Genomic DNA, 21,941 nt, shown 5'->3' on the forward strand with positions numbered 1-21,941 from the left:
CGGCGAAATCCGAGGTCAGCTGACCGAGACGGCGGGCGAAAGCCCCTCGACGGGCTCCATGTCCTCCGCCAACCGCATGGCTTCCTCGATCAGCGTCTCCACGATCTGGTGTTCGGGCACGGTCTTGATGACCTTGCCCTTCACGAAGATCTGGCCCTTACCGTTGCCCGACGCGACCCCTAGGTCCGCCTCGCGGGCCTCGCCCGGCCCGTTGACGACGCAGCCCATGACGGCGACCCGGAGCGGCACCTCCATGCCCTCGAGCCCGGCCGTGACCTGCTCCGCGAGCGTGTACACGTCGACCTGCGCCCGCCCGCACGACGGGCAGGACACGATCTCCAGCTTCCGCGGCCGCAGGTTCAGCGACTGGAGGATCTGGATGCCGACCTTGACCTCCTCGACCGGCGGCGCGGACAGCGACACCCGGATCGTGTCGCCGATCCCCTGCCGCAGGAGCGCCCCGAACGCGACAGCGGACTTGATCGTCCCCTGGAACGCCGGACCGGCCTCGGTCACGCCGAGGTGCAACGGGTAGTCGCACTGCTCGGCCAGGATCTCGTACGCCCTGATCATCACGACCGGGTCGTTGTGCTTCACCGAGATCTTGATGTCGTGGAAGTCGTGCTCGGCGAACAGCGACGCCTCCCACATGGCCGACTCGGCCAGCGCCTCCGGCGTCGCCTTGCCGTACTTCGCCATCAGCCTCGGGTCCAGCGACCCGGCGTTCACGCCGATGCGGATCGGGGTGCCGTGGTCCTTCGCCGCGGCCGCGATCTCCTTGACCTGGTCGTCGAACTTGCGGATGTTGCCCGGATTCACCCGGACCGCCGCGCAGCCGGCCTCGATGGCCGCGAACACGTACTTCGGCTGGAAGTGGATGTCCGCGATCACCGGGATCTGCGACTTGGTCGCGATCGCCTTCAACGCGTCCGCGTCGTCCTGCGACGGGCACGCCACCCGCACGATGTCGCAGCCGGACGCGGTCAACTCCGCGATCTGCTGCAACGTCGCGTTGACGTCCGAGGTCAGGGTGGTCGTCATCGACTGGACGGACACCGGGAACTCGCTGCCGACACCTACCGAACCCACCATGAGCTGCCGCGTCTTGCGACGCTCGGACAACACCGGCGGCGGCAATGCCGGCATACCGAGCATTACGCCGTCACTCATGGAATTGCACCTCTCACTAGGGGAGTCTGATCGGATTGACGATGTCGGCGGTCACCGTCAGCAGCGTGATGCCACCACCGATGAAGATGAAGAAGTACGTGAGCGGGAGGAGCCGCATGTAGTTCACGGGCCCACCGGCGGGCTTGCCGCGCAGCCTGCGGAGCCAGTCTCGCACCCGTTCGTAGAGGTTCACCGCAATGTGACCACCATCGAGTGGAAGTAGCGGCAGGAGGTTGAACACGCCGACGAAGAAGTTGAGGCCCGCGAGCATCAGCAGGAAGAACTGCCAGAGGCCCTGCTCGGCGGCGTCGCCACCGAGCCTGCTGGCGCCGACGACGCTGACCGGGGACTCCAGGTCGCGCTCACCGCCGCCGATGGCCTTGATGACCGCCGGGATCTTCTCCGGGAACTTCAGCAGCCCGTGCCAGGTGTTCACGAACATGTCGCCGGTGAACGCGGTCGCGCCGCCGAAGGCCGTCAGCACGTTGTAGTCGAAGTTGTTCTGCCACTGGACGCCGATGGCGCCGACCTCGCGGCTCTCCTTGGTGCCGTCCGCCTTGGTGACCTCGCGGGTCACCCTGGGGACGTCCATGGTCACCTTCATCTCGGTGCCGTCGCGCAGGACGGTGAACTCGGTCGACCCGCCGCGCTCCTGCGTCTTCTTCAGCAGCTCGGTCCACGTCGGCGTCGCCTGGCCTGCCACGGCGACGATCTGGTCGCCCGGCTGGATGCCCGCGGCCTTGGCCGGGGCCGGCGCGCCGCTCGTGCACGCGGCGGTCGCCGGGCCGCTCTGCACGCAGTCGCTGACCGCGGCGATGACCGGCTCGTTCTTGAGGTTCGGCAGGCCCATGGTCGCGGCCATGGCGTAGAGCACGACGAACCCGACAATGAAGTGGGTGATCGAGCCCGCGGACAGCACGACCACGCGCTTCCAGGTCTTCTGCCGGTAGAAGGCGCGCGGCGCGTCGTCCGGGTGCACCTCCTCCAGCGCGGTCATGCCGGTGATCTCGCAGAACCCGCCTGCCGGGATGGCCTTGAGCCCGTACTCGGTCTCACCCTTGCGGAACGACCAGATCTTCGGCCCGAAACCGATGAAGTACCTGGTCACCTTCATGCCGAACGCCTTCGCGGTCAGCAGGTGGCCGAATTCATGCAGGGCGATCGACACACCGATGAGCAGTGCGAAGAGCACCACGCCCAAGACGTTGACCACGTTCAGTCCCTTCCAGACTCCACCGAAGTGGCCACAAGTTCGCGTGCCCGTGCGCGTGCCCAGTCCTCGGCCGCGAGCACCTCGGCGACGTCGGCGGGCTCGTGCGCCCACCCGTCCGCCTCGTCGAGCACTCGTGTGACAGTGTCCACGATGGAGGTGAAAGCCGTGTTGCCGTCCAGGAAGACGTCGACGGCCTCCTCGTTGGCGGCGTTGTAGATCGCGGGCAGGCAACCGCCCGTCGATCCCGCGTGCCTGGCCAGTTCGACCGCCGGGAAGGTGTCGTTGTCGAGCGGCTCGAAAGTCCAGGCCGTCGGCACTGCAAAACTACACCTGGAAGCGGCGCCGGGGACGCGGTCGGGCCAGCCCAGGCCCAGTGAGATGGGCAACTTCATGTCGGGCGGGCTGGCCTGCGACAGGATCGAGCCGTCGGTGAACGCCACCATCGAGTGGACGACCGACTGCGGGTGCACGACCACGTCGATCCGGTCGTAGGGCACGCCGAACAGCAGGTGCGCCTCGATCAGCTCCAGCCCCTTGTTGATGAGGGTCGAGGAGTTGATGGTGATGACCGGCCCCATCGCCCACGTCGGGTGCGCCATCGCGTCCGCCGCCGTCACGCTGTCCAGGTCGGCTCGCGTGCGGCCGCGGAACGGGCCGCCGGACGCGGTGAGGACCAGCCGGTCCACCTCGTCGGCGCGGCCGCCGCGCAGGCACTGGGCGATCGCGGAGTGCTCGGAGTCGACGGAGACCAGTTGGCCCGGCTTGGCGGCGTTCAGCACCAGCGAGCCGCCCGCGATCAGCGACTCCTTGTTCGCGAGCGCCATGGTCGCGCCGGTGGCCAGCGCGCGGAGCGTGGGCTCCAGGCCGCGCGAGCCGGTGATGGCGTTGAGCACGACGTCGGCGGGCGTGGACTCGATGAGGTCGAGCACGGCCGTCGGCCCGGCGAAGACCTTCGGCATCCGGAACCCGCCCTGGGCGTACCCGCGGCGCTGGGCCTCGGCGTAGAGGGCGAGCGTGAGGTCCTCGGCGGCCGTGGCGCGCGAGACGGCGACGGCCAGCACCTCGAACTCGATGGCCTGGCGGGCGAGCACGGCCGGGTCGGCACCCCCCGCGGCGATGCCCACGACGGAGAACCGGTCGCGGTTCGCGGCGATCACGTCGAGCGCCTGCGTCCCGACCGAACCCGTCGACCCGAGGAGGAGCACGGACCGCGCGGCAGGTGTGAACTGCGGCGTCGTCCGGGTGGCGTGCGCGGAGGTGTCCATGTCCGCGGATTCTTCCGGACCGGGCCGATCGACCACATGGAGGCACTCAGATTACGGAACGGTAAATCACGCATGGTCCCGTTCGAAGCGGGGCACTCCACCCCTGACGCCGCGAGGGAAAAGCCCGCCGCGGCCCGCTGGAAGGAGAGCCCCCGTGGGCATCTTGGGCTGGATCGTCCTGGGTCTTATCGCGGGTGCAATTGCCAAGGCGATCATGCCGGGCAAGGACCCCGGCGGCATCATCATCACGATGCTGATCGGCATCGTCGGTGCCATCCTCGGCGGCTTCATCGGCCGCGCGCTGTTCAACAGCGACATCAACAGCTTCTTCGACCTGAGCACGTGGCTGCTCGCCATCCTCGGCTCGCTGGTGCTGCTCGGCATCTACCGACTGGTCACGGGTCGTCGCGCACACGCCTGACCCGCTCGAACGACGGAAGGGCCGTCCCCTCGGGGGCGGCCCTTTCCACTGTCCTGAGCGCGGCTGTCCTGAGCGCGGCTGTCCTCAACGCCGCTGGTCCCGGCGCCGTTCTCAGCCCGCCAGGCCCGCGTCCCTGGCCAGCAGCGCGGCCTGGACCCGGTTGGTGAGCCCGAGCTTGGCCAGCAACCGGCTCACGTACGTCTTCACCGTCGCCTCGCTCATGTGCAGCCGCTGGCCGACGTCGGCGTTCGACATGCCGAGCCCGAGCAGCGCCAGCACCTCGACCTCGCGCTCGGTCAGGCCGTTCACCTGCCGCTTCGCCTCCTGCCGCCGCGGCTGACCGGCGTGCGCGACCATGCCGACCACGCGGCTGGTCACCATCGGCGACAGGTACGCCTCGCCGACGTGCACGGCGCGGACCGCGCGCAGCAGCTCCTCGGGCGCGGAGTCCTTGAGCAGGAAGCCCGCGGCGCCGTCGGACAGGGCGCGCACGATGTTGTCGTCCTCGCCGAACGTCGTCAGCATCACCACCCGGACGGTCGGGGCGACCGACCGCAGCTCGCGGGCGGCGGCCAGGCCGTCCATCCGGGGCATCCGGATGTCCAGCACGGCGACGTCGACCCGCCGTTCCAGCACGACCCGCACCGCCTCGCGCCCGTCGCCGACCTCGGCGACCAGCTCGATGTCGTCGGCGGTGCCGAGGATGGCCTTGATGCCCGCCCTCATCAGCGGTTCGTCGTCGGCGATCAAGACCCGGATCACGGTCACTCAGATCCTCTGCAGGTGGGAGTTCTTCTCGACGACCCTGCCGCCCGCGAAGCAGAACCGCAGGACCAGCTGGCCGCCGGAGGTGTAAGTCTGCTCGTCGGCCAGCCGGTATTCGCACACGGCCCCGGCCGGTTCCGGCGCCGAGCGGTCCCGCAGGTCGCCGACGGACTGCGCGGGCTGCGCCCCTGAACCCAGCCTCGCCCGCACCTCCGCCTCGGGCTGCCCGACGTGCACGGAGTCGTAGAACGGGCGGTCGACCACGTTCGTGACGGGCTGGATGCCGATCCACGTGTAGCCGCCGACGACCACGAACACCACCAGGCCCGCGGCGACGATCGACCCGACACCGGCCCACTTGCGCACGCCCGTCCGCGCGGATCCGGCGACCAGCACCTCGTCGCTGTCCTCGGGCTCCTCGGCGACGGTCGTGTCCTCGTACGGCAGCACGGCGGCGATCCGGAACCCGCCGGTCGGCAGCGGTCCCACGTGCAGCAGGCCGCCCGCGACGCGCACCCGTTCACCGAGGCCGATCAGCCCGACGCCGGGGTCGCCCGCCGCGCCGGACCGCGACGGGTTGTTGCGCACCTCCACGACCAGCGCGTCCGGCTCGTACTTCACGGTGAGCTGCACGCTCGCCCCCGGCGCGTGCTTGTTCGCGTTGGTGAGCCCCTCCTGCGCCACCCGGTACGCGGCGTGGCTGACCTTCGACGGCAGCGGGCACGGCTGGCCGCCGCGCACCAGGCTGACCCGCACCCCGGCCCGCCGGGCGCCGTCGACCAGTTCGTCGATGGCCTCCACGGTGCGCCGGGCCAGGTCGTCCTCCGGTGGGTCGTCGCGGCGCAGCACCCCGATCACGCCGCGCAGCTCCTCCATGCCGGTCAGGGCCGCGCTGCGCAGCACCTGGACCGCTTCGCGCTGCTTCTCCCCCAGGTCGCCGTCCAGCGCCAGCGCCCCCGCGTGCACCGAGATGAGGCTGAGCCGGTGGCCGAGGCTGTCGTGCATGTCCTGCGCGATCCGGTTCCGCTCCCGCAGCCGGACCTGCCTGGTCAGCATCGTGCGCTCCCGGCGCATCCGCTCCTCGCGCTCCTGGAGCGCGGCCACCAGCGCGTTGCGCTGCGCGATGTAGCGGCCGACCAGGAACGGCAGCGCGACCACCATCCCGTAGACGGTCAGCATCACGAACGAGCCGAAGAGGCCGGTCAGCCCCGGCGCCCCGCCCTCCCACAGGAGCATGTAGAGCGCGAGGCCGAGCACCGCCGTGAGCAGCGCCCGCCGCCACGACTCGATCCGGTGACCCGCCGCGTACGCCACGACCACCATCAGCGTGATGCCGCCGCAGTCCGTCCCGAACGCCACCAGCAGGGCCAGCAGCAGCGCGACCGCCGGGAAGCACAGCCGCATCAGGTAGAGCGCGACGAAGGCCGCGCCCAGCGCGACCAGCGACCACCCGGACGCGTGGCTGTCGGCCAGCCAGCCGGGGGCGAGGTCGAGCAGGAACACCCAGGCGAGGCCGAACACCTCGCACCCGACCCGCCACGGCGTGACCTGCCGGAACCGGTGCAGGACGTCCCTCAGGTACGCCGACGGCCGGTCCCGCAGCCCGGTCAGCTCGGGCGCGAATCGGCGCACGACGATGGTCACGGTCCCAACCTACGAGACCGCGGCCGCCCTGTCGGCTCGCGTTGGTCGCTCCGCCCGACGACGAAAGTTGACCGGTCGGCGGGGTCTTCGCCGCACTCGGCGTCCAGTGCGGCCGTCCGCTCCGCCTTGACCTCGAGTTACGTCGAGGTTCCATGCTGGTCGGAGGCAATCGACCACACGGGGAGCGGTGGGGCATGAGAGTGGTGCGGGCGACGAGGTTCGGCGGGCCCGAGGTGCTGGTGGCGGGCGAGGCGCCGGATCCGGTCGCGGGGCCGGGGCAGGTCGTGGTGGACGTGGCCGTGGCGGCGCTGGACTTCGTCCAGACGCAGCTCCGCGGGGGTGTCACACCGGGGCCGCCGCTGCCGGAGCCGCCGTACGTGCCGGGCGGGTCGGTGGCCGGACTGGTCACCACGACCGGCCCCGGTGTCGACCCCGCGTGGATCGGCAGGCGCGTGGTCGCCCACACCGCCGGCGGTTACGGCAGCAACGCCGAACGCGCGGTCGCGGCCGTCGGGGCGCTGATCCCGGTGCCGGACGGCATGGGCCTGGACGTGGCCGCGGCGCTGCTCGACGACGGCGGCACGGCGCTGGGCCTGGTCGAGGGGGCCGGGATCCGGCCGGACGAGTGGGTGCTGGTCGAGGCCGCCGCGGGCGGACTCGGCAGCCTGCTGGTGCAGCTGGCGCGCGCCGCCGGGGCGCGGGTCGTCGGCGCGGCACGCGGCCCGGCGAAGCTGGACCTGGCCAAGCAGGTGGGCGCCGACGTCGTGGTCGACTACAGCGAACCCGGCTGGGCCGAACGGGTCCGCGAGGCCACCGGCGGCGGGCCCGACCTGGTGTTCGACGGCGTGGGCGGCACGATCGGCCGGGAGGCGTTCGGGGTGACCGCGCGCGGCGGCCGGTTCTCCGTGCACGGCGCCTCCAGTGGCGCGGCGACCGTGATCGACGAAGCTGAAGCCCTGCGGAACGGGGTGGCGGTGATCGGGATCGAGCAGCTGCACGGCTTCCAGGCCCACGCCCACGACCGCGCCACCCGCGCGCTGGCCGAAGCGGCCGCCGGTCGGCTCCGCCCCGTCATCGGGCGGACGTTCCCGCTGGAGCGGGCCTCTTCCGCGCACGCCGCGATGGAGGCCCGCGAAGTGCTCGGCAAGACCCTTCTCGTGCTCTGACGACCCTGGGAGAACCATGTCCTTCACCGACACCGAACTCGCCTACCTGGCCACCCAGCGCCTCGGGCGGCTGGCGACCCGCCAGCCCGACGGCACGCTCCAGGTGAGCCCGGTCGGGTTCAGCTACAACGCGGAGACCGGGACGATCGACATCGGCGGCTACAACATGGCCGCCAGCAGGAAGTACCGCAACCTCGCGGAGAACGGGCAGGTGGCGTTCGTGGTCGACGACATCGCCTCCGTCCAGCCGTGGCGGGTGCGGTGCGTGGAGATCCGCGGGACGGGCGAGGCGATCGGCGGCGGTGGCGACACCAGCCGCGGGATGGACGGGGCGATCATCCGCGTCCACCCCCGCCGGATCATCAGCTTCGGGATCGACGACGCCCCCGACGTCGCGCCGCACGACATGGTGCCGAACAAGCGCGACGTCGGGTAGCGGCTCACCCGACCCGCCGCAGCGCCTTCTCGCGACGGCCCGCCACGGTCGACCCCGACTCGCGGCGGGCCATGCGGCGCAGCACGACCGGGGCCACCAACAGACCGAACACCGCCCAGGCTCCGAGCGCGCCCACGGTCTCCAGGTGGCGCCAGGACCCGCCGATCTCGACGACCACCGCGCTGTCGGGCAGCAGCGCCGACCGCGTCCCCAGCCCGAGCCAGTAGACCGGGAACGACTGGGCGGTCCACTGCACCCAGTCCGGCATGGCGGTGACCGGGTAGAAGACGCCGGAGACGCCGATCAGCGCCAGGATCGGCAGCGTGATCAACCCCTGGGCGCGGGTGCTGGTGAACACCGATCCCAGCGCCGCGCCCAGCGGCAGCGTCGCCAGCAGTCCCAGAGCCAGCACCCAGGCCAGCGTCGGCCAGGAGCCGAGGCCGATCTCGACACCGGGCACGACCAGCAGCGCAGGCACCAGGAAGACCGCCAGTTCCACCACCAACCCGCCGGACACCAGGACGGCCTTCCCGACCAGGTACGTCGTCATCCCGTTCGGCGTCGCCTTCGCCCGCAGCAACGTGCCGTCCTCGCGGTCGGCGGTGAGGTGCTGGCTCATGCTCACCATGGCCATCGACGCGTTCATCCCGAGGACGCTCGGCAGCACGAGCGTGCCCAGGAGGAACCCGCTGCCGCCGAAGGACACGTCGCGCAGGAAGTACGTGACGACCACCATCAGCAGCGGCCAGAAGACGTGCCCCCAGAGGTCCGCGCCGTTGGTGAACGACTGCCGCAGCTCCACCCGTCCCCGCGCCCACCCCGCGCGCCACGCCGTCGCCATCGGGCTCATCGGGTCACCTCCGCCTTGCGCACCAGCGCGAGGTAGGTGTCCTCCAGCGAGGCGCGGCGGACCTCGAGGTCGGTCACGGTGTCGCCGTACCGCCGGAACAGGTCGAACGCGAACGCGGTGGAGTCGGCGGTCGACACCTCGAAGCGGCGGCCCTCGCGGGTCCAGCGGACCTCGTCCTCCCCCGCTATCCGGCGGGCCAGCTCGGCGGCGGTGCCGTCGGCGATGATCCGGCCGCCGTCCAGGACGACGATGCGGTCGGCGAGCTTCTCCGCCTCGGCGAGGTCGTGGGTGGTGAGCAGGACCGCGGTCCCGTGCGCGGCGGCGAGGTCGCGCACGAGGTCGTGGAACTCGCGGCGGGCCTCCGGGTCGAACCCTGCGGTCGGCTCGTCGAGGAACAGCAGCTCCGGGCGGCCCACGATGCCGATCGCCACGTCCAGCCTGCGCCGCTGGCCGCCGGAGAGCGTGCGGATCTTCTTGCCCGCCTGCTCGGTCAGCCCGACCGCGGCGACCAGTTCGTCCGCGTCCCACGGCCGCGCGACCAGGTCGGTGGAGTAGCAGGCGTAGCAGGAACCGAGGTGGGCGAGCAGTTCGCGGACCCGCCACTTGCCGTGGTCGCGCCAGGACTGGAGCACCACGCCGACCCGTGCGCGCCAGCCCTCGTCGGCGTGCGCCGGGTCCGACCCGAGGACGTCGACGCGGCCCGCCGAGCGGGTGCGGAAGCCTTCGAGGATCTCGATCGTGGTCGTCTTGCCCGCGCCGTTCGGGCCCAGGAGTGCCAGGACCTCGCCCTGGTGGGCCTGGAAGGTGACGTCGAGCAGGACGTCGTCGTCGCCGTAGCGCATGCGCAGGCCCTCGACGTCGAGCACCGTTCGATCGGTTGTCATCGTGCCCGTCCCCCATGGTCGTGATCTTCAGTGATCACGAACGCTACGTTGCGTTTCTGAGGTCTACAACAACTTTGACAACAGATTTCCCTGTTGTAGCAGCGATTTACTGGATGTGGTGCAATGGCTCTGCCGATGAACGCAACAGCCGTTGCAATGATCTGCCGTCGAACGCACAGGGGGTACGGATGCCTGGAGGCAGGCTGACGGACGAGGACCGCGGGACCGTCGCAGCGGGACTGGCCGAAGGGCTCGGGTACGCCGAGATCGCGCGCGGGCTCGGCAGGCCCACGTCGACGATCAGCCGGGAGGTCGCGCGCAACGGCGGCCCGGCCGGGTACCGCGCGGAGTACGCCCGTGCGGCCACGTCCCACCGGGCCAAGCGCCGCCGACCGGTACCGGACCCGGTCCAGGGCACGTCCGGGGCGGTGCGCGATTTCGTGGAGCGGTTCGCCGGGCTGATGGTGCGGACGGGGTTGCCGCGGATGTCGGCGCGGGTGTTCGCCAGCCTGATCACGACGGACTCCGGAGCCCTGACCGCCGTCGAACTGGTGCGGGGCTTGGGGGTGAGCCCCGCCTCGGTGTCCAAGGCCGTGGGGTACCTCGAAGGCCTGGAACTGGTGCGGCGGGACTCGTCGGGACGGCGGGAGCGGTACTTCATCGACGACGACGTATGGCTGCACACGTGGTTGACGAGCGCCCGGACGAACGCGATGTGGGCGGAGGCGTCCGAACAGGGCGCGCGGGTGGTCGGGCCGGGTACGCCCGCCGGTGCCCGGCTGGACTCGATGCGGGGGTTCTTCGCGCAGCTCGGCGACGACATGTCCGGTGGGCCGAGCGCGGCCGCGGCCAACGACGCGTTGACGGTGGTGGCGGCGCTGGTCCACGCGGGCGGGGTGCGGTCGGTCGGGGAACTGGCGGGCGGGCTGGGGTGGGAGGCGGAGCGGGTGGTCCGCGCGCTGGGGGACGCGGATCTCCACCCCGGCCTCGCGGACCCCGTCGCCGTTCGCCGCGTCGGGTCGGACGGCTACGCAGTCGGAGCGGCGGCCGGTCGGCTCAGCGCGGCGCAGCGCGAGGCGTTGGGCGGGTAGGGGGAACCCGGTCGCCCCGGCCCGCCTTCGGCCCGTGTGCGAAAATGGCGGTGTTCATCGGATCGGGTGGGAAGGTCGTGGCTGCTGTGTCTTCGTCTTCTGAGCTGGACAAGCGTCCGGCGGTGGACGTCCACGACGAGCCGTCTGCCGAGTGGGGTTGGCACGGGTCGTTCCCGAAGGCCATCCGGGTGGCGGGGTGGCTGTCCACGATCGCGGTGTTCGGGCTGCTGATCGGGAACCACCACGGTCACACCGAGAACCTGTTCCTGGTCCTGATCGGCGTCGCGATGATCGCGATGCTGGTGCGCGACCAGGTGCGCAGCCGCACCTCCTGGCGCCGCTAGGCCTTCGACCTGGCCGGGCCGAGCCCGGCCAGGTCCGTCAGCGTCAGTCCACGACGGACAGCACGATCTTGCCCGTGCTGTGCCCGGCCTCGCCCAGTTCGTGCGCCTTGCCCGCGTCGGCGAGCGGCAGCACGGCCTCGACGGCGACGCGCAACTCCCCCGCCGTGACGAGCGCGGCGATCTGCGTGAGGGCCGCGTGGTCGGGCTCGACGAGGAACGGGGTCGAGCGGACGCCCGCCGCCTCCGCGGCTTCGGCCACGCCTTCCTGGAGACCGCTCGGAATGGCGACCACGATGCCGCCGGGACGCAGGGTCTTGATCGAGCGCACGGCGTTGTCGCCGCCGACCAGGTCGATCACGACGTCCACGTCCGACACGACGTCCTCGAACCTGGTGGTCTTGTAGTCGACGACCTCGTCCACGCCGATGGACCTGAGGAACTCGTGCTTGCCCGCGCTGGCGGTGCCGATGACGTACGCGCCCTTGGCCTTCGCGATCTGCACGGCGAAGTGGCCGACACCGCCCGCGGCGGCGTGGACCAGAACCCGTTGCCCCGCCTCGACATGGGCGGTGTCGACGAGCGCCTGCCACGCGGTGAGCACGGCCAGCGGGAGCGCGGCGGCCTCGACGTGGCTGATGTTCGCGGGCTTCAGGGCGAAGTGGCGCGACGGGGCGGTGACGTACTCGGCGTACGCGGACGCGGCGCGCGGGAACCACGGCATGCCGTAGACCTCGTCACCGGGCTTCACCGTCGTGACGCCGAAACCGACCTCCTCGACGACACCGGACACGTCCCAGCCGAGGATGAACGGCGGCTCGCCCAGGACACCCGCCATGCCCTTGCCCTCGCGGGTCTTCCAGTCGACCGGGTTGACGCCCGCGGCGTGCACCCGGACCAGGATCTCGGTGGGCAGCGGTGTCGGGCGGTCGACCTCCGAGACGACCAGGACCTCGGGACCACCGAACGCGTGCTGCGTGATTGCCTTCATGTGGACAATCCTCGGACACCTGGTACCCATCCGCAATTAGGCACTGATTACTGCCCTAGGTACCTCTGGGAGACTAGCGCTGACGTGGTAGAACGGTGTCGTGCACACCCCTTGCAGCTCTGAAGTCCGTGACGTGTACCTCAAGCAGTGCCCGTGCCGGGACGTGCTGGACATGGTCGCGAGCAAGTGGACGGCGTTGGCGATCGGCGCGCTGGAGGACGGGCCGCGACGGTTCGGTGAGGTGCGGCGGAAGCTCGAGGGGATCACGCAGAAGATGCTGACGCAGACTTTGCGGACGCTCGCTCGTGATGGGTTGATCACGCGGACGGTGTACCCGACGGTGCCGATGCGGGTTGATTACGAGCTGACGGCGTTGGGGCGGAGTTTGGTGGTGCCGTTGAGGGTGCTGCGGGAGTGGTCGGTGGAGAACATCGATGTGATCGAGGCGGCTCGGGTGGCGCATGATGCTGCGGTTGAGGTGGAGGGGGTGCGGTGATCGGCTTTGGTGGTCGGTGGGTTCTCAGCAGCTCGAAACCGGTCATCGGTGGCCGCCGTTCTCCGGGTTCGGCCGACTTGACTTGGGGCCCCTCTTTTCGGCCCTCGGCGGTCTGAAAGGGCAGGTGGTGAAGCTCCTGCCCGCCGTCGAAGTGCAGGGCCGAAAACCCCAAGTGAAGTCGGCCGAACAGATGCGGGCGCGCTCGCTTTTGTTGGCTTGTGGTGCTTGTGGGATTTGTTGGTTAGTTGAGGACCCAGCCGTATTGGAATTCGACGGTTTGGCCTTCGCAGTCCGTTGTGACGGAGTCGAAGTGCTGGGTTCCGGTGTTGCAGCGGAACAGCGGTAGGGCCGGTATGTCCGCCGGTTTTTCGGCGAGGACGTAGCCGAGCAGGCCGTACACGGTGTTGCCCTCGCAGTTCGCGGATAGCGACGACATGCGGTCTTCGGTGCCGTTGAGCGCGCACGAGTACAGGGGTTTCGTGCCGGGGTCGGGGTTCGCGAGGAGTTTGCCGATGCCACCCTCGGTGGTGAAGCCCGCCGGTGGTGCGACGTTCGGCGTGCCGCTGTAGTGCCAGCCCGCGGCGTTGCGGTAGCGCAGCAGTTGCACTGCCTCCGGCGGCTTGGGGGCGTCGGTCGTGGTCACCACCGGCGGCGGGACCGACTGCTTCGTGGTCTCCTCCGTCGTGGTGGAGGTCGTCGGGACTTCGCTGGACGTGGCGCTGCTGGGTGCGGCGGTCGTGGTGGTCGTTGTCGTTGTCACGCTGGACGACTGCACCAGGTTGTTCGGCGACGGTGTGGCCTCGCCGCCGAGCGTCGGTTTGACGAGGAACACGGCGGCCAGCGCGGCGGCGGCGAGTGCTGCTCCCGAGGCGATGAACACCTTGCGGCGCTTGGGTTTCGCCGGTACCGCCTCGGTCCACTCCGACGTGTCCACGGGCTTGGTCGCGTAGGACGTGACCGGTTCGATGAAGACCGTTTCCGGTTCACCGGGCTTGTGCAGCAGTTCCCGCACCTGCGCCGCCGTCGGTCGCCCCTCGACCGCCCGCGTCAGCAGCCGCATGATCACCGCCGCCAACGGCCCGGACCCGACTTTGAGCACCGGCGGTTCGTACAGCACCGCGTGCATGGTCGACGCCGTCGTGTCGCGCATGAACGGCGACCGGCCTTCCACGGCGTGGAACAGCGTCGCCCCGAGCGCCCACAGGTCACTCGCCGGCGACGGCACCGAGCCGTTGAACAGCTCCGGCGCCATGTACCCCGGCGTCCCCATCATGGTGCCGGTCGCGGTCAGCCGCGGATCGTCCATCGCCCGCGCGATCCCGAAATCCGCCAGCTTCGCCCCGCCGTCCGGCAACACCATGATGTTGCTCGGCTTCACATCCCGATGCACGATCCCCGCCGCGTGCGCCGTCTCCAGCGCGCTCAGCACGTGCAATCCGATCGACACGACACGATCGGCGGGCAGGGCGCCGTCCTGCTTCATCACGGCGGCCAACGTCGGCGCCTCGACCAGTTCCATCACGAGGTACGTCGTGCCGTCCTCGATGATCACGTCGTACACGCCGACCACGTTCGGACTGTTCAGCCGCCCCGCGGTCCGCGCCTCGCGCAGGACCCGCTCGGCCTCCTCCGGCGACGACGTCGGCAACTCCTTGAGCGCCACCCGCCGCCCGATCACCAGATCCTCGGCCAGCCACACGACACCCATGCCCCCGCGGCCGAGCTGGCGCAGCGCGCGATACCGCCCCGCAACCACCTTCGCCACCTCGCCCACGTCCGGATGCTATCCCGACACCTGGACGGACTCGGCCATCACGACCACCCGCGGGACCATCGCGCTAGACCGTTCGCTCATCGGCGATGGCCTCGGCCTCGGCCTCGTCCTCGAGCACCGCCTCGCGGGAATCGGCCACCCTCAACCGATCAGCGCGCCTCTCGGCGTCCGGCTCCGCGTCGGCCGACTTGCGCAGCTCGGCGATCTCCTCACGCAGCCCGGCGAGCACCTCGTCCTCGATCATGCCCTCAGCAGTCATCGCGCCCCCTCCTCACCTTCCGGGTAGGCACGCAAATCAGCGCCACTCGTCCGCCACGCCGTGGCCCCGAGTGGTTGTCCGATCGGATCACCACGGTGACGAACCCTGCCGTCTGCGAGTAGCCGATGACCCGGATGTCGCCTGCCCAGCTCTTGGGGTCCGGATGAAGGCTCAGCCCTCAGCCGCCAACTGACCGCAGGCCGCCGCGATCTCCTGACCACGCGCGTCCCGAACGGTGCACGTCACACCCTGCGCGACCACCTCGCTCCACCTGGTGTGCACCGGCGCCAGCGTGTCGCGCAACTCGTCATCAGGCGTGTTCGGTGACCTCGCCCCACGGGTTGAGCAGCATGAGGCCGGTGTCGACGAAGTCCTTGATGTTCCGCGTCGCCAGGCAAGCGGCGAATCGGCGGCAAATCGCAGCGATCTGCGCGTCGGCCATGCTGACCGGGCGCCCCAGGCCTTCGCACGCCGCGGCGATTTCGCCGTAGTACTCGGCAGCCCCGTCGTCGAACGGCAAAATTTGATCTTGGAAGTCTTCCGCCAGGAGCTCTGAGACCTTGGCGGCAAGTACGGTTTTGCGTTGCCCATCGGGGAGTCGGGCGACCCCGTACACGAGCTCGGCGGCCGTGACGGCCGTGATGAAGACTTCGTCAACCGGGTACCGGTCAACCCAGCGGACCACGGCATCTTCCGGAACCTGCCTCATCAGTTCGGAGATGACGTTGGTGTCGAGAACGATCACTCAGGGAACTCCACCGCTCGTGCCCGCTCCGTGCGCCGCGGAAGCTCGACCGGCAGGTCGTCCACGCCGTCGAACCGCTGTCGAATCCTGGAACCCATCCCGGGTCCGGAATTCGACTTGGTCAGCACCGAGGCGAGGATCGCCCGCACTTCGGCTTCCATCGAGCGGCCGTGCTCAGCGGCACGAACTCTGAGCTTGGCCTTCAAACCCTCGTCGAAGTCGCGGATCGTCAAGATCGCCACAGGCCACCTCCGGTGCTGTCATTGCAGTCAATGCTAGCACCGCACAAGGGGTGGGGCTCAGCCCTCAGCCGCCAACTGACCGCAGGCCGCCGCGATCTCCTGACCACGCGTGTCCCGAACAGTGCACGTCACACCCTGCGCGATCACCCGCCGCACGAACTCGCGCTCCACCGGCTTCGGCGAGGCGTCCCACTTCGACCCCGGCGTCGGGTTCAGCGGGATCAGGTTCACGTGCACCAGTGGGCCCAAGTGCTTGCGCAGCAGCTTCCCCAGCATGTCCGCGCGCCAGCCCTGGTCGTTGATGTCGCGGATCAGCGCGTACTCGATCGACACCCGCCGCCCGGTGCGGTCGGCGTACCCGCGGGCCGCCTCCATCACCTCCGACACCTTCCACCGGGTGTTCACCGGCACCAGCGTGTCGCGCAGCTCGTCATCCGGCGTGTGCAGCGAGACGGCGAGGCGGACGTGCAGCCCCTCCTCCGTCATCTTCCGGATCGCGGGCACCAGGCCCACCGTCGACACCGTGACCGATCGCTGCGAGATGCCAAGGCCGTCCGGCGCCGGGTCGCAGATGCGGTGGACGGCGTCGATGACGCGCTTGTAGTTGGCCAGCGGTTCGCCCATGCCCATGAACACGATGTTCGACAGGCGGCCCGGACCGCCGGGCAGTTCGCCGTCGCGCATGGCGGCGGCGCCGCGGCGGACCTGGTCGACGATTTCCGCCGTCGACAGGTTGCGCTGGAGTCCGCCTTGTCCGGTGGCGCAGAACGGGCACGCCATGCCGCAGCCGGCCTGACTGGAGATGCACAGGGTGGCGCGGTCCGGGTAGCGCATGAGGACGCTCTCGACGAGCGTGCCGTCATGGGCTCTGAGCAGGGTTTTGCGGGTCGTGCCCTCGTCGCACGCGACCGAGCGGACCTCGGTGAACAGCGGCGGCATGAGGTCGGCGACGAGGGCCTCGCGGGTGGCGGCCGGGATGTCGGTCATCGCGGCCGGGTCGGCCGTGAGCCTGCCGAAGTAGTGGTTCGACAGCTGGGCGGCCCGGAAGGGCTTCTCGCCGAGCGCGGCGACGGCTTCTCGACGCCCTTCGGCGGAGAGGTCGGCCAGGTGGCGCGGCGGGAGCCCGCGCTTGGGCGCGTCAAAAACAAGGGGGAGGGCAGTCATAGCACCTACCAGTGTCCCACGACCGAGTGGGTGCTCCTGACCACTCTTCCGATAGTCGCCGTTGCATCGCGATAGGTTCCGATATATCGTTAGCTCGTACCTACCGATACACCGAGCAAGGAGGCAGTCCGATGCGATCCCCATTCAGCCACGAACACCACGGTCACCGGCACCACCGTTCCGGAGGCTTCGACGACCCGCGCCGCGGCTTCGGCGGCGGCTTCGGCGGCCCGCCGCCTCCCCCGTTCCCGCCCGACGCCGAGATGCCCTTCCCGCCCAACCCCTGGGGTCGCGGACGGGGCGGCGGCAGGCGCGGCGGGCCGGGGCACGGTCCCGGCGGGCGGCAGCCCCGCGGCAACGTCCGCGCGGCCGTCCTCGCCCTGCTGGCCGAACGGCCCATGCACGGCTACGAGATGATCCAGGAGATCGGCCAGCGCACCGACGGCGTGTGGCGCCCGAGCCCCGGCTCGGTCTACCCGACGCTGCAGATGCTGGCCGACGAGGGCCTGGTCTCCGCCACCGAGGAAGCGGGCGGCAAGAAGCTGTTCACGCTCACCGAGACGGGCACCGCGGAGGCGGGCAAGCACGAGGGCGCGACCCCGTGGGAGCAGGTCAACGACGAGATCGACAGCGTCGCGGCCAAGCTCCGCACGGCGTCGCGGCACCTCGGGTCCTCGATGCAGCAGATGGCGCACGCGGGCACCAGGGAGCAGAAGAACCGGGCCGTCGAGGTCCTCAACGAGGCCCGCCGCAAGATCTACGCGATCCTGGGCGAGCTGGACGTCGAAGAGGACACCGACGACTCGGAGTGATCACCAGCGGTCGTGCACGTGCGGCCGCACCAGTTCGTCGTAGACGGCCGTGACCTCGGACAGCGCCCTGGGTGCGAGGGGCGCGAGGTCGGCCGCCGCGACGTTGCCCCGCACCTGCTCGGCGTTGCGCGCGCCGGGGATCACGACGGTGACGCCCGGCTGGTCGACGATCCAGCGCAGCGCGAACTGGGCGAGGGTGGCGCCCGCGGGTACCAGCGGGCGCAGCCGTTCGACGGCCTCCAGGCCCACCTCGAACGGCACGCCGGAGAACGTCTCGCCCTGGTCGAACGCCTCGCCGTTGCGGTTGTACGTGCGGTGGTCGTCGTCGCCGAACGTCGTCGCGGCGGTGTACCGCCCGGACAGCAGGCCCGACGCCAGCGGCACCCGCGCGATGATCGCGACACCCGCCTCGGCGGCCGCCGGGAGCACCCGCTCCAGCGGCTTGAGGCGGAAGGCGTTCAGGATGATCTGCACGCTCACCACGTTCGGCCGCGCGATGGCCAGCAGCGCCTCCTCGACCGTCTCGACGCTCACGCCGTAGGCGGCGATCCGCTTCGCCCGCACCAGCTCGTCGAGGCTGTCGAACACCTCGTCGGTCGAGTACACGGGGGTCGGCGGGCAGTGCAGCTGCACCAGGTCGATCGTGTCCACGCCCAGGTTGGCCCGTGAGCGGTCGTTCCACGCGAGGAAGTTCTCGCGCGAGTAGTTCTCCGGCACCTGCTCGACCCGGCGACCCATCTTGGTCGCGACGAAGACGCCCGAGTCGTCCCGTTCCCGCAGGAACCGCCCGACCAGCTCCTCGCTGCGACCGTCGCCGTACACGTCGGCGGTGTCGAAGAAGGTCACGCCCGCGTCCGCGGCGGCGTGGAGGAGGGCGATGCCGTCGCCCTCCTCCACCCGGCCCCAGTCGCCGCCGAGCTGCCAGCAACCCAATCCCACGACGCCCACGGGGCGTCCGATCCTGCTCGCGCTTCGCTTCTCCACGAACGAAATCCTACGGTCAGCGGGCCGGGGCGGCGGATCGGCGCTAGGGCAGGACGAGCCCCTTCGGCTTGTCGCGCACGTGCAGCCGGTAGCCGACGTCGAACGACAGCCCCGGCGTCCCGTCGATGGCCCGCTGGGCGACCTTCGCGGAGAACTCGATGCGCAGCACCGACTCCAGGTCCTCGCGCCGCTCGAACTGCCACCTCGCCGTGACCCGCACCAGCCGGAAACCGTTGTCGGCGAAGAACCCCAGCACCTCGACCGGGTTGTAGCGGGGCTCGTCCGCGCACAGCCACGGCCCGTACGGGGCCGACTCGCCGTCGATGTCGACGATCGCCAGCGCGCCGCCGGGCCGCAGCACGCGGTCCGCCTCGCGCAGCCCCGGTTCGCAGCCGGGGCCGAAGAAGTACGCCGTGCGGGCGTGCACGAGGTCCGCGCAGGCGTCGGGCAGCGGCAGCCGTTGCGCCGGACCGGCCACCACCGAGGCGTTCGGCAGGCCGTCGACCCTGGTCTTCGCGCGCACGACCAGCGGCGGGTGCGGCTCGACGCCGGTCACCGAGCGCGCGGTCGCGGCGAACACCGGCAGGTGGAACCCGTCGCCGCAGCCGACGTCGACGACGTCCAGCCCGGCCCAGCCGCACTCGCGGTCCAGCGCGGCCCAGATGGCGCCGTTCACGTCCTGCGCGCGGTTCTCGACCTGGTAGACCTCCGGCCAGTGCCAGATGTTCGGGCTCGGCAGGACGTCGACGGGGCGGATCGCCGCCAAAGCCGCGCGCATGAATCCCTTCACATCCGGAACTGTAGAGGTCAGGCGCCGGATGACGGTGCTGTTCCAGTGCACCCGGCGTAGCGTGACCAGGCAGAGTGGTGTTAGGAGGCGTCCTTCGTGATAACGCCGAACCCGCCCGCGCTGGCGGACCTGTACGCGGGTGCGCCGTGCTGGGCCGAACTGCCCGTCACCGACCTGGCCGCCACGACCGACTTCTACACCGGTCTGTTCGGTTGGGAGTTCGTCGACGACCGCGGCTACACGGTCGCGACGCTCGACGGCGTCCCCGTCGCGGGCCTGCCGCACGGCACCGCCCTGCCCGAGCAGTACACGGCCTGGACGCTGTTCCTGCACACCAGGCACGCGCGCGCGACGGCCGAGAAGGTCTTCGCGCTCGGCGGCCAGGTGCTGCGCAACCCGACACCGGCGATCGACCACACGCAGAGCACCGTGGTGCTCGACCCGACCGGTGCCGTGATCGGGTTCCGGCACGTGCCGCCGGACTGGCGGTTCGGGACCACTGGTCACGGCGCGTTCGCGTGGGCTGAGCTGAACACCCGCGACGGTGCGGCGGCGGACGCGTTCTTCAAGGAGTTGTGCCACTTCGACGTGATGCAGATCGGCGACGGCCACACCGTGGACTACACGGTCTGGTCCGTGGACGGCAAGAACGTCCTGGGCAGGCAGCGGATGGGGCGCCGGTTGTTCCCCTCGGACGTGCCCGCGCACTGGATGGTCTACTTCACGGCCGCGCCCGAGATCGGCGCCGACTCGGTGGCGAACCGCGTGCTCGAACTGGGCGGGCGGATCACCGTCGAGCCCTACGACACGCCCTACGGCCGCGTCACCGAGGTGCAGGACCACGCCGGGGAGGCGTTCTCGGTGATCGACTCGTCCCGCGCGGTGCCGCTCACCGACGATGACCGCGGCTCCGAGGTGGACGACCCCTACGACGACTGACCGCTCCCGCGGCGGCGGTCGTTACGGCACGAACAGGTGCAGGAGCAGCCAGGAGATCACGGCCGACGGCAGCAGCGAGTCCATGCGGTCCATCAGGCCGCCGTGGCCGGGCAGCAGCGTGCCCATGTCCTTGATGCCGAGGTCCCGCTTGATCAGCGACTCCATCAGGTCGCCGACCGTGGAGCTGACCACGAGCGCCGCGCCGAACAGCACGCCCTGCCACCACTGGCCGTCGAGCAGCAGGCTCACCGTGAGCGCGCCGCCCGCCATGCCCGCGAGCATCGACCCGGCGAAGCCCTCCCAGGACTTCTTCGGGCTGATCGCCGGGGCCATCGGGTGCTTGCCGAACAGCACGCCAGCGATGTAGCCACCGGTGTCCGACAGCACGACGCCCAGGATGAAGGCGATCACCCGGTACGCGCCGTCCTCCGGCACGACCAGCATCACCGCGAACGAGGCGAACATGGCGACGTACGCGACCGTGAAGATCGACGCCGTGACGTCGCGCAGGTAGCCCGCCGCGCCGTCCTTGATGCGCCACACCATGCACGCGAGCATCGTCAGCACGAACGCGCTGAGCACGCCCGCGCGTTCGTACGGCCAGGCGAGCCAGACCACCGCCTGCCCGCCGACGAGCACGGGCACCAGTGCGACCTGGATACCCGCGCTCGTCCTGAGCGCACGGGCCAACTCGAAGATCGACACCGCCACCGCCGCCGCGACGACGGCGATGAACACCTGCCGCACGGTGAACAGGGAGACGAGGACCACGACACCGAGACCCACGCCGACCACGATGGCCGACCTCAGGTCGCGCCCCGCCCGTGACGGCTTCTTCGCGTCGTCCACACCATCGGACGGCACCTGCGCGTCCTGCTCACCGCCGCCTGGCACCTGTGCTCCTACCACGTCTCCCACGTCACCATCAGACTTCGAGCAGCTCGGTTTCCTTGTTCTTCACGAGCTCGTCGATCTGGTGCACGTACTTCTGCGTCACCAGTTCGAGTTCCTTCTCACCGCGAGTGCCCTCGTCCTCACCGGACTCGCCGTCCTTCACCAGGCGCTCGATCTCCTCCTTCGCCTTGCGGCGGATGTTGCGCATGGTGATCTTGGCGTCCTCGCCCTTGGTCTTCGCGACCTTCACCATCTCCCGGCGGCGCTCCTCGGAGAGCTGCGGGATGACGATGCGGATGATCGAGCCGTCGTTGCTCGGGTTCACGCCCAGGTCGGAATCCCGGATGGCCTTCTCGATGGCGTTGAGCTGGCCCGAGTCGTAGGGCTTGACGACGGCCATGCGCGCCTCGGGGATGGCCACGCTCGCGAGCTGGTTCATCGGGGTCGGCGAACCGTAGTAGTCGACGACGATGCGGGAGAACATGGCGGGCGAAGCGCGGCCCGTGCGGACGCCCGCGAGGTCGTCCCTCGCCACGGCCACCGCTTTTTCCATCTTCTCCTCGGCGTCGAGGAGGGTGTCGTCGATCACGGCTACTCCTTAGTAC

25 protein-coding genes are annotated in these 21,941 nt (G+C 70.4%); 8 read left to right on the forward strand and 17 right to left on the reverse strand.

What is annotated here, in order from left to right; all coding sequences use genetic code 11:
- Positions 1-15: 15 nt before the first annotated feature.
- From ispG to dxr, 3 genes are read right to left on the reverse strand one after another with little or no spacing between them, the layout of a single operon-like run.
- A complete protein-coding gene (ispG, locus tag RM788_RS16590) occupies positions 16-1,146 on the reverse strand; it encodes a flavodoxin-dependent (E)-4-hydroxy-3-methylbut-2-enyl-diphosphate synthase (RefSeq protein ID WP_315934652.1) in 1,131 nt (376 codons plus the stop codon).
- Positions 1,147-1,186: 40 nt separating this feature from the next.
- Positions 1,187-2,383, reverse strand: a complete 1,197-nt coding sequence (locus tag RM788_RS16595) for a M50 family metallopeptidase (RefSeq protein ID WP_315932576.1) — start codon at positions 2,381-2,383, stop codon at positions 1,187-1,189.
- A gap of 2 nt (positions 2,384-2,385) precedes the next feature.
- Positions 2,386-3,648, reverse strand: coding sequence for a 1-deoxy-D-xylulose-5-phosphate reductoisomerase (gene dxr, locus RM788_RS16600; protein WP_315932577.1), 1,263 nt, complete (start codon positions 3,646-3,648; stop codon positions 2,386-2,388).
- Positions 3,649-3,802: 154 nt separating this feature from the next.
- On the opposite strand from dxr, the gene RM788_RS16605 reads away from it, so the two are divergent.
- A complete protein-coding gene (locus RM788_RS16605) occupies positions 3,803-4,069 on the forward strand; it encodes a GlsB/YeaQ/YmgE family stress response membrane protein (RefSeq protein ID WP_106188009.1) in 267 nt (88 codons plus the stop codon).
- Between the two features lie 111 nt (positions 4,070-4,180).
- Here the strand turns inward: RM788_RS16605 and RM788_RS16610 are convergent, their stop codons facing one another.
- Entirely contained in the window at positions 4,181-4,831 is a 651-nt protein-coding gene (locus RM788_RS16610) for a response regulator (protein ID WP_315932578.1), read from the reverse strand.
- A gap of 6 nt (positions 4,832-4,837) precedes the next feature.
- Positions 4,838-6,478 carry a sensor histidine kinase gene (locus RM788_RS16615; protein ID WP_315932579.1) on the reverse strand — a complete coding sequence of 547 codons (1,641 nt, stop codon included), beginning with the start codon at positions 6,476-6,478 and terminating at the stop codon, positions 4,838-4,840.
- 194 nt (positions 6,479-6,672) lie between these two features.
- Here RM788_RS16615 and RM788_RS16620 point away from each other — a divergent pair, with 194 nt between their 5' ends.
- Positions 6,673-7,644, forward strand: a complete 972-nt coding sequence (locus tag RM788_RS16620; protein ID WP_315932580.1) for a zinc-binding dehydrogenase — start codon at positions 6,673-6,675, stop codon at positions 7,642-7,644.
- 16 nt (positions 7,645-7,660) lie between these two features.
- Complete coding sequence (locus RM788_RS16625) at positions 7,661-8,080, forward strand: PPOX class F420-dependent oxidoreductase (RefSeq protein ID WP_315932581.1); 420 nt, start codon at positions 7,661-7,663, stop codon at positions 8,078-8,080.
- 4 nt (positions 8,081-8,084) lie between these two features.
- Here the strand turns inward: RM788_RS16625 and RM788_RS16630 are convergent, their stop codons facing one another.
- Both RM788_RS16630 and RM788_RS16635 read right to left on the reverse strand, forming a co-directional pair.
- Positions 8,085-8,930 (reverse strand): ABC transporter permease, encoded by an 846-nt coding sequence (locus RM788_RS16630; protein WP_315932582.1) that lies wholly within the window; start codon positions 8,928-8,930, stop codon positions 8,085-8,087.
- The gene (locus RM788_RS16635) at positions 8,927-9,814 is read right to left on the reverse strand and encodes an ABC transporter ATP-binding protein (RefSeq protein ID WP_315932583.1); all 888 of its coding nucleotides are present in this window, start codon (positions 9,812-9,814) and stop codon (positions 8,927-8,929) included. The genes RM788_RS16630 and RM788_RS16635 overlap by 4 nt, the downstream gene beginning before the upstream one ends.
- 188 nt (positions 9,815-10,002) lie before the next feature.
- On the opposite strand from RM788_RS16635, the gene RM788_RS16640 reads away from it, so the two are divergent.
- Together RM788_RS16640 and RM788_RS16645 are read left to right on the forward strand one after the other, a co-directional pair.
- Positions 10,003-10,905 carry a GbsR/MarR family transcriptional regulator gene (locus tag RM788_RS16640; protein WP_315932584.1) on the forward strand — a complete coding sequence of 301 codons (903 nt, stop codon included), beginning with the start codon at positions 10,003-10,005 and terminating at the stop codon, positions 10,903-10,905.
- A gap of 86 nt (positions 10,906-10,991) precedes the next feature.
- The gene (locus RM788_RS16645; RefSeq protein WP_315932585.1) at positions 10,992-11,249 is read left to right on the forward strand and encodes a DUF2631 domain-containing protein; all 258 of its coding nucleotides are present in this window, start codon (positions 10,992-10,994) and stop codon (positions 11,247-11,249) included.
- A 43-nt stretch (positions 11,250-11,292) separates the two neighbouring features.
- Here the strand turns inward: RM788_RS16645 and RM788_RS16650 are convergent, their stop codons facing one another.
- Positions 11,293-12,237, reverse strand: a complete 945-nt coding sequence (locus RM788_RS16650) for an NADP-dependent oxidoreductase (protein WP_315932586.1) — start codon at positions 12,235-12,237, stop codon at positions 11,293-11,295.
- Positions 12,238-12,409: 172 nt separating this feature from the next.
- Here RM788_RS16650 and RM788_RS16655 point away from each other — a divergent pair, with 172 nt between their 5' ends.
- Positions 12,410-12,733, forward strand: coding sequence for a winged helix-turn-helix transcriptional regulator (locus RM788_RS16655; RefSeq protein ID WP_315934653.1), 324 nt, complete (start codon positions 12,410-12,412; stop codon positions 12,731-12,733).
- A gap of 241 nt (positions 12,734-12,974) precedes the next feature.
- Here RM788_RS16655 and RM788_RS16660 read toward each other — a convergent pair whose 3' ends face one another.
- From RM788_RS16660 to rlmN, 5 genes are all read right to left on the reverse strand, one after another.
- Entirely contained in the window at positions 12,975-14,507 is a 1,533-nt protein-coding gene (locus RM788_RS16660; RefSeq protein WP_315932587.1) for a serine/threonine-protein kinase, read from the reverse strand.
- 64 nt (positions 14,508-14,571) lie between these two features.
- Positions 14,572-14,766, reverse strand: coding sequence for a hypothetical protein (locus RM788_RS16665; protein ID WP_315932588.1), 195 nt, complete (start codon positions 14,764-14,766; stop codon positions 14,572-14,574).
- A 310-nt stretch (positions 14,767-15,076) separates the two neighbouring features.
- Complete coding sequence (locus RM788_RS16670; RefSeq protein ID WP_315932589.1) at positions 15,077-15,511, reverse strand: type II toxin-antitoxin system VapC family toxin; 435 nt, start codon at positions 15,509-15,511, stop codon at positions 15,077-15,079.
- Positions 15,508-15,753, reverse strand: a complete 246-nt coding sequence (locus RM788_RS16675; RefSeq protein ID WP_315932590.1) for a FitA-like ribbon-helix-helix domain-containing protein — start codon at positions 15,751-15,753, stop codon at positions 15,508-15,510. The genes RM788_RS16670 and RM788_RS16675 overlap by 4 nt, the downstream gene beginning before the upstream one ends.
- 57 nt (positions 15,754-15,810) lie before the next feature.
- Positions 15,811-16,917, reverse strand: a complete 1,107-nt coding sequence (rlmN, locus tag RM788_RS16680) for a dual-specificity RNA methyltransferase RlmN (protein WP_315932591.1) — start codon at positions 16,915-16,917, stop codon at positions 15,811-15,813.
- Between the two features lie 131 nt (positions 16,918-17,048).
- On the opposite strand from rlmN, the gene RM788_RS16685 reads away from it, so the two are divergent.
- Positions 17,049-17,729 (forward strand): PadR family transcriptional regulator, encoded by a 681-nt coding sequence (locus RM788_RS16685; protein ID WP_315932592.1) that lies wholly within the window; start codon positions 17,049-17,051, stop codon positions 17,727-17,729.
- On the opposite strand, the gene RM788_RS16690 is transcribed toward RM788_RS16685, so the two are convergent.
- Positions 17,730-18,713 (reverse strand): aldo/keto reductase, encoded by a 984-nt coding sequence (locus RM788_RS16690; protein WP_315932593.1) that lies wholly within the window; start codon positions 18,711-18,713, stop codon positions 17,730-17,732.
- A 43-nt stretch (positions 18,714-18,756) separates the two neighbouring features.
- Positions 18,757-19,491 carry a class I SAM-dependent methyltransferase gene (locus RM788_RS16695; protein WP_315934654.1) on the reverse strand — a complete coding sequence of 245 codons (735 nt, stop codon included), beginning with the start codon at positions 19,489-19,491 and terminating at the stop codon, positions 18,757-18,759.
- A gap of 108 nt (positions 19,492-19,599) precedes the next feature.
- Between RM788_RS16695 and RM788_RS16700 the strand changes: the two genes are divergently transcribed.
- Positions 19,600-20,442, forward strand: a complete 843-nt coding sequence (locus RM788_RS16700) for a VOC family protein (RefSeq protein WP_315932594.1) — start codon at positions 19,600-19,602, stop codon at positions 20,440-20,442.
- 21 nt (positions 20,443-20,463) lie between these two features.
- Here RM788_RS16700 and RM788_RS16705 read toward each other — a convergent pair whose 3' ends face one another.
- On the reverse strand, positions 20,464-21,336 hold the full coding sequence (locus RM788_RS16705; RefSeq protein WP_315932595.1) for a phosphatidate cytidylyltransferase: 873 nt from the start codon (positions 21,334-21,336) through the stop codon (positions 20,464-20,466).
- Positions 21,337-21,367: 31 nt separating this feature from the next.
- A complete protein-coding gene (gene frr / locus RM788_RS16710) occupies positions 21,368-21,925 on the reverse strand; it encodes a ribosome recycling factor (RefSeq protein WP_315932596.1) in 558 nt (185 codons plus the stop codon).
- Positions 21,926-21,941 lie beyond the last annotated feature (16 nt).

This window comes from Umezawaea sp. Da 62-37, assembly GCF_032460545.1.
In the GTDB taxonomy this organism is placed as follows: Bacteria; Actinomycetota; Actinomycetes; order Mycobacteriales; family Pseudonocardiaceae; genus Umezawaea.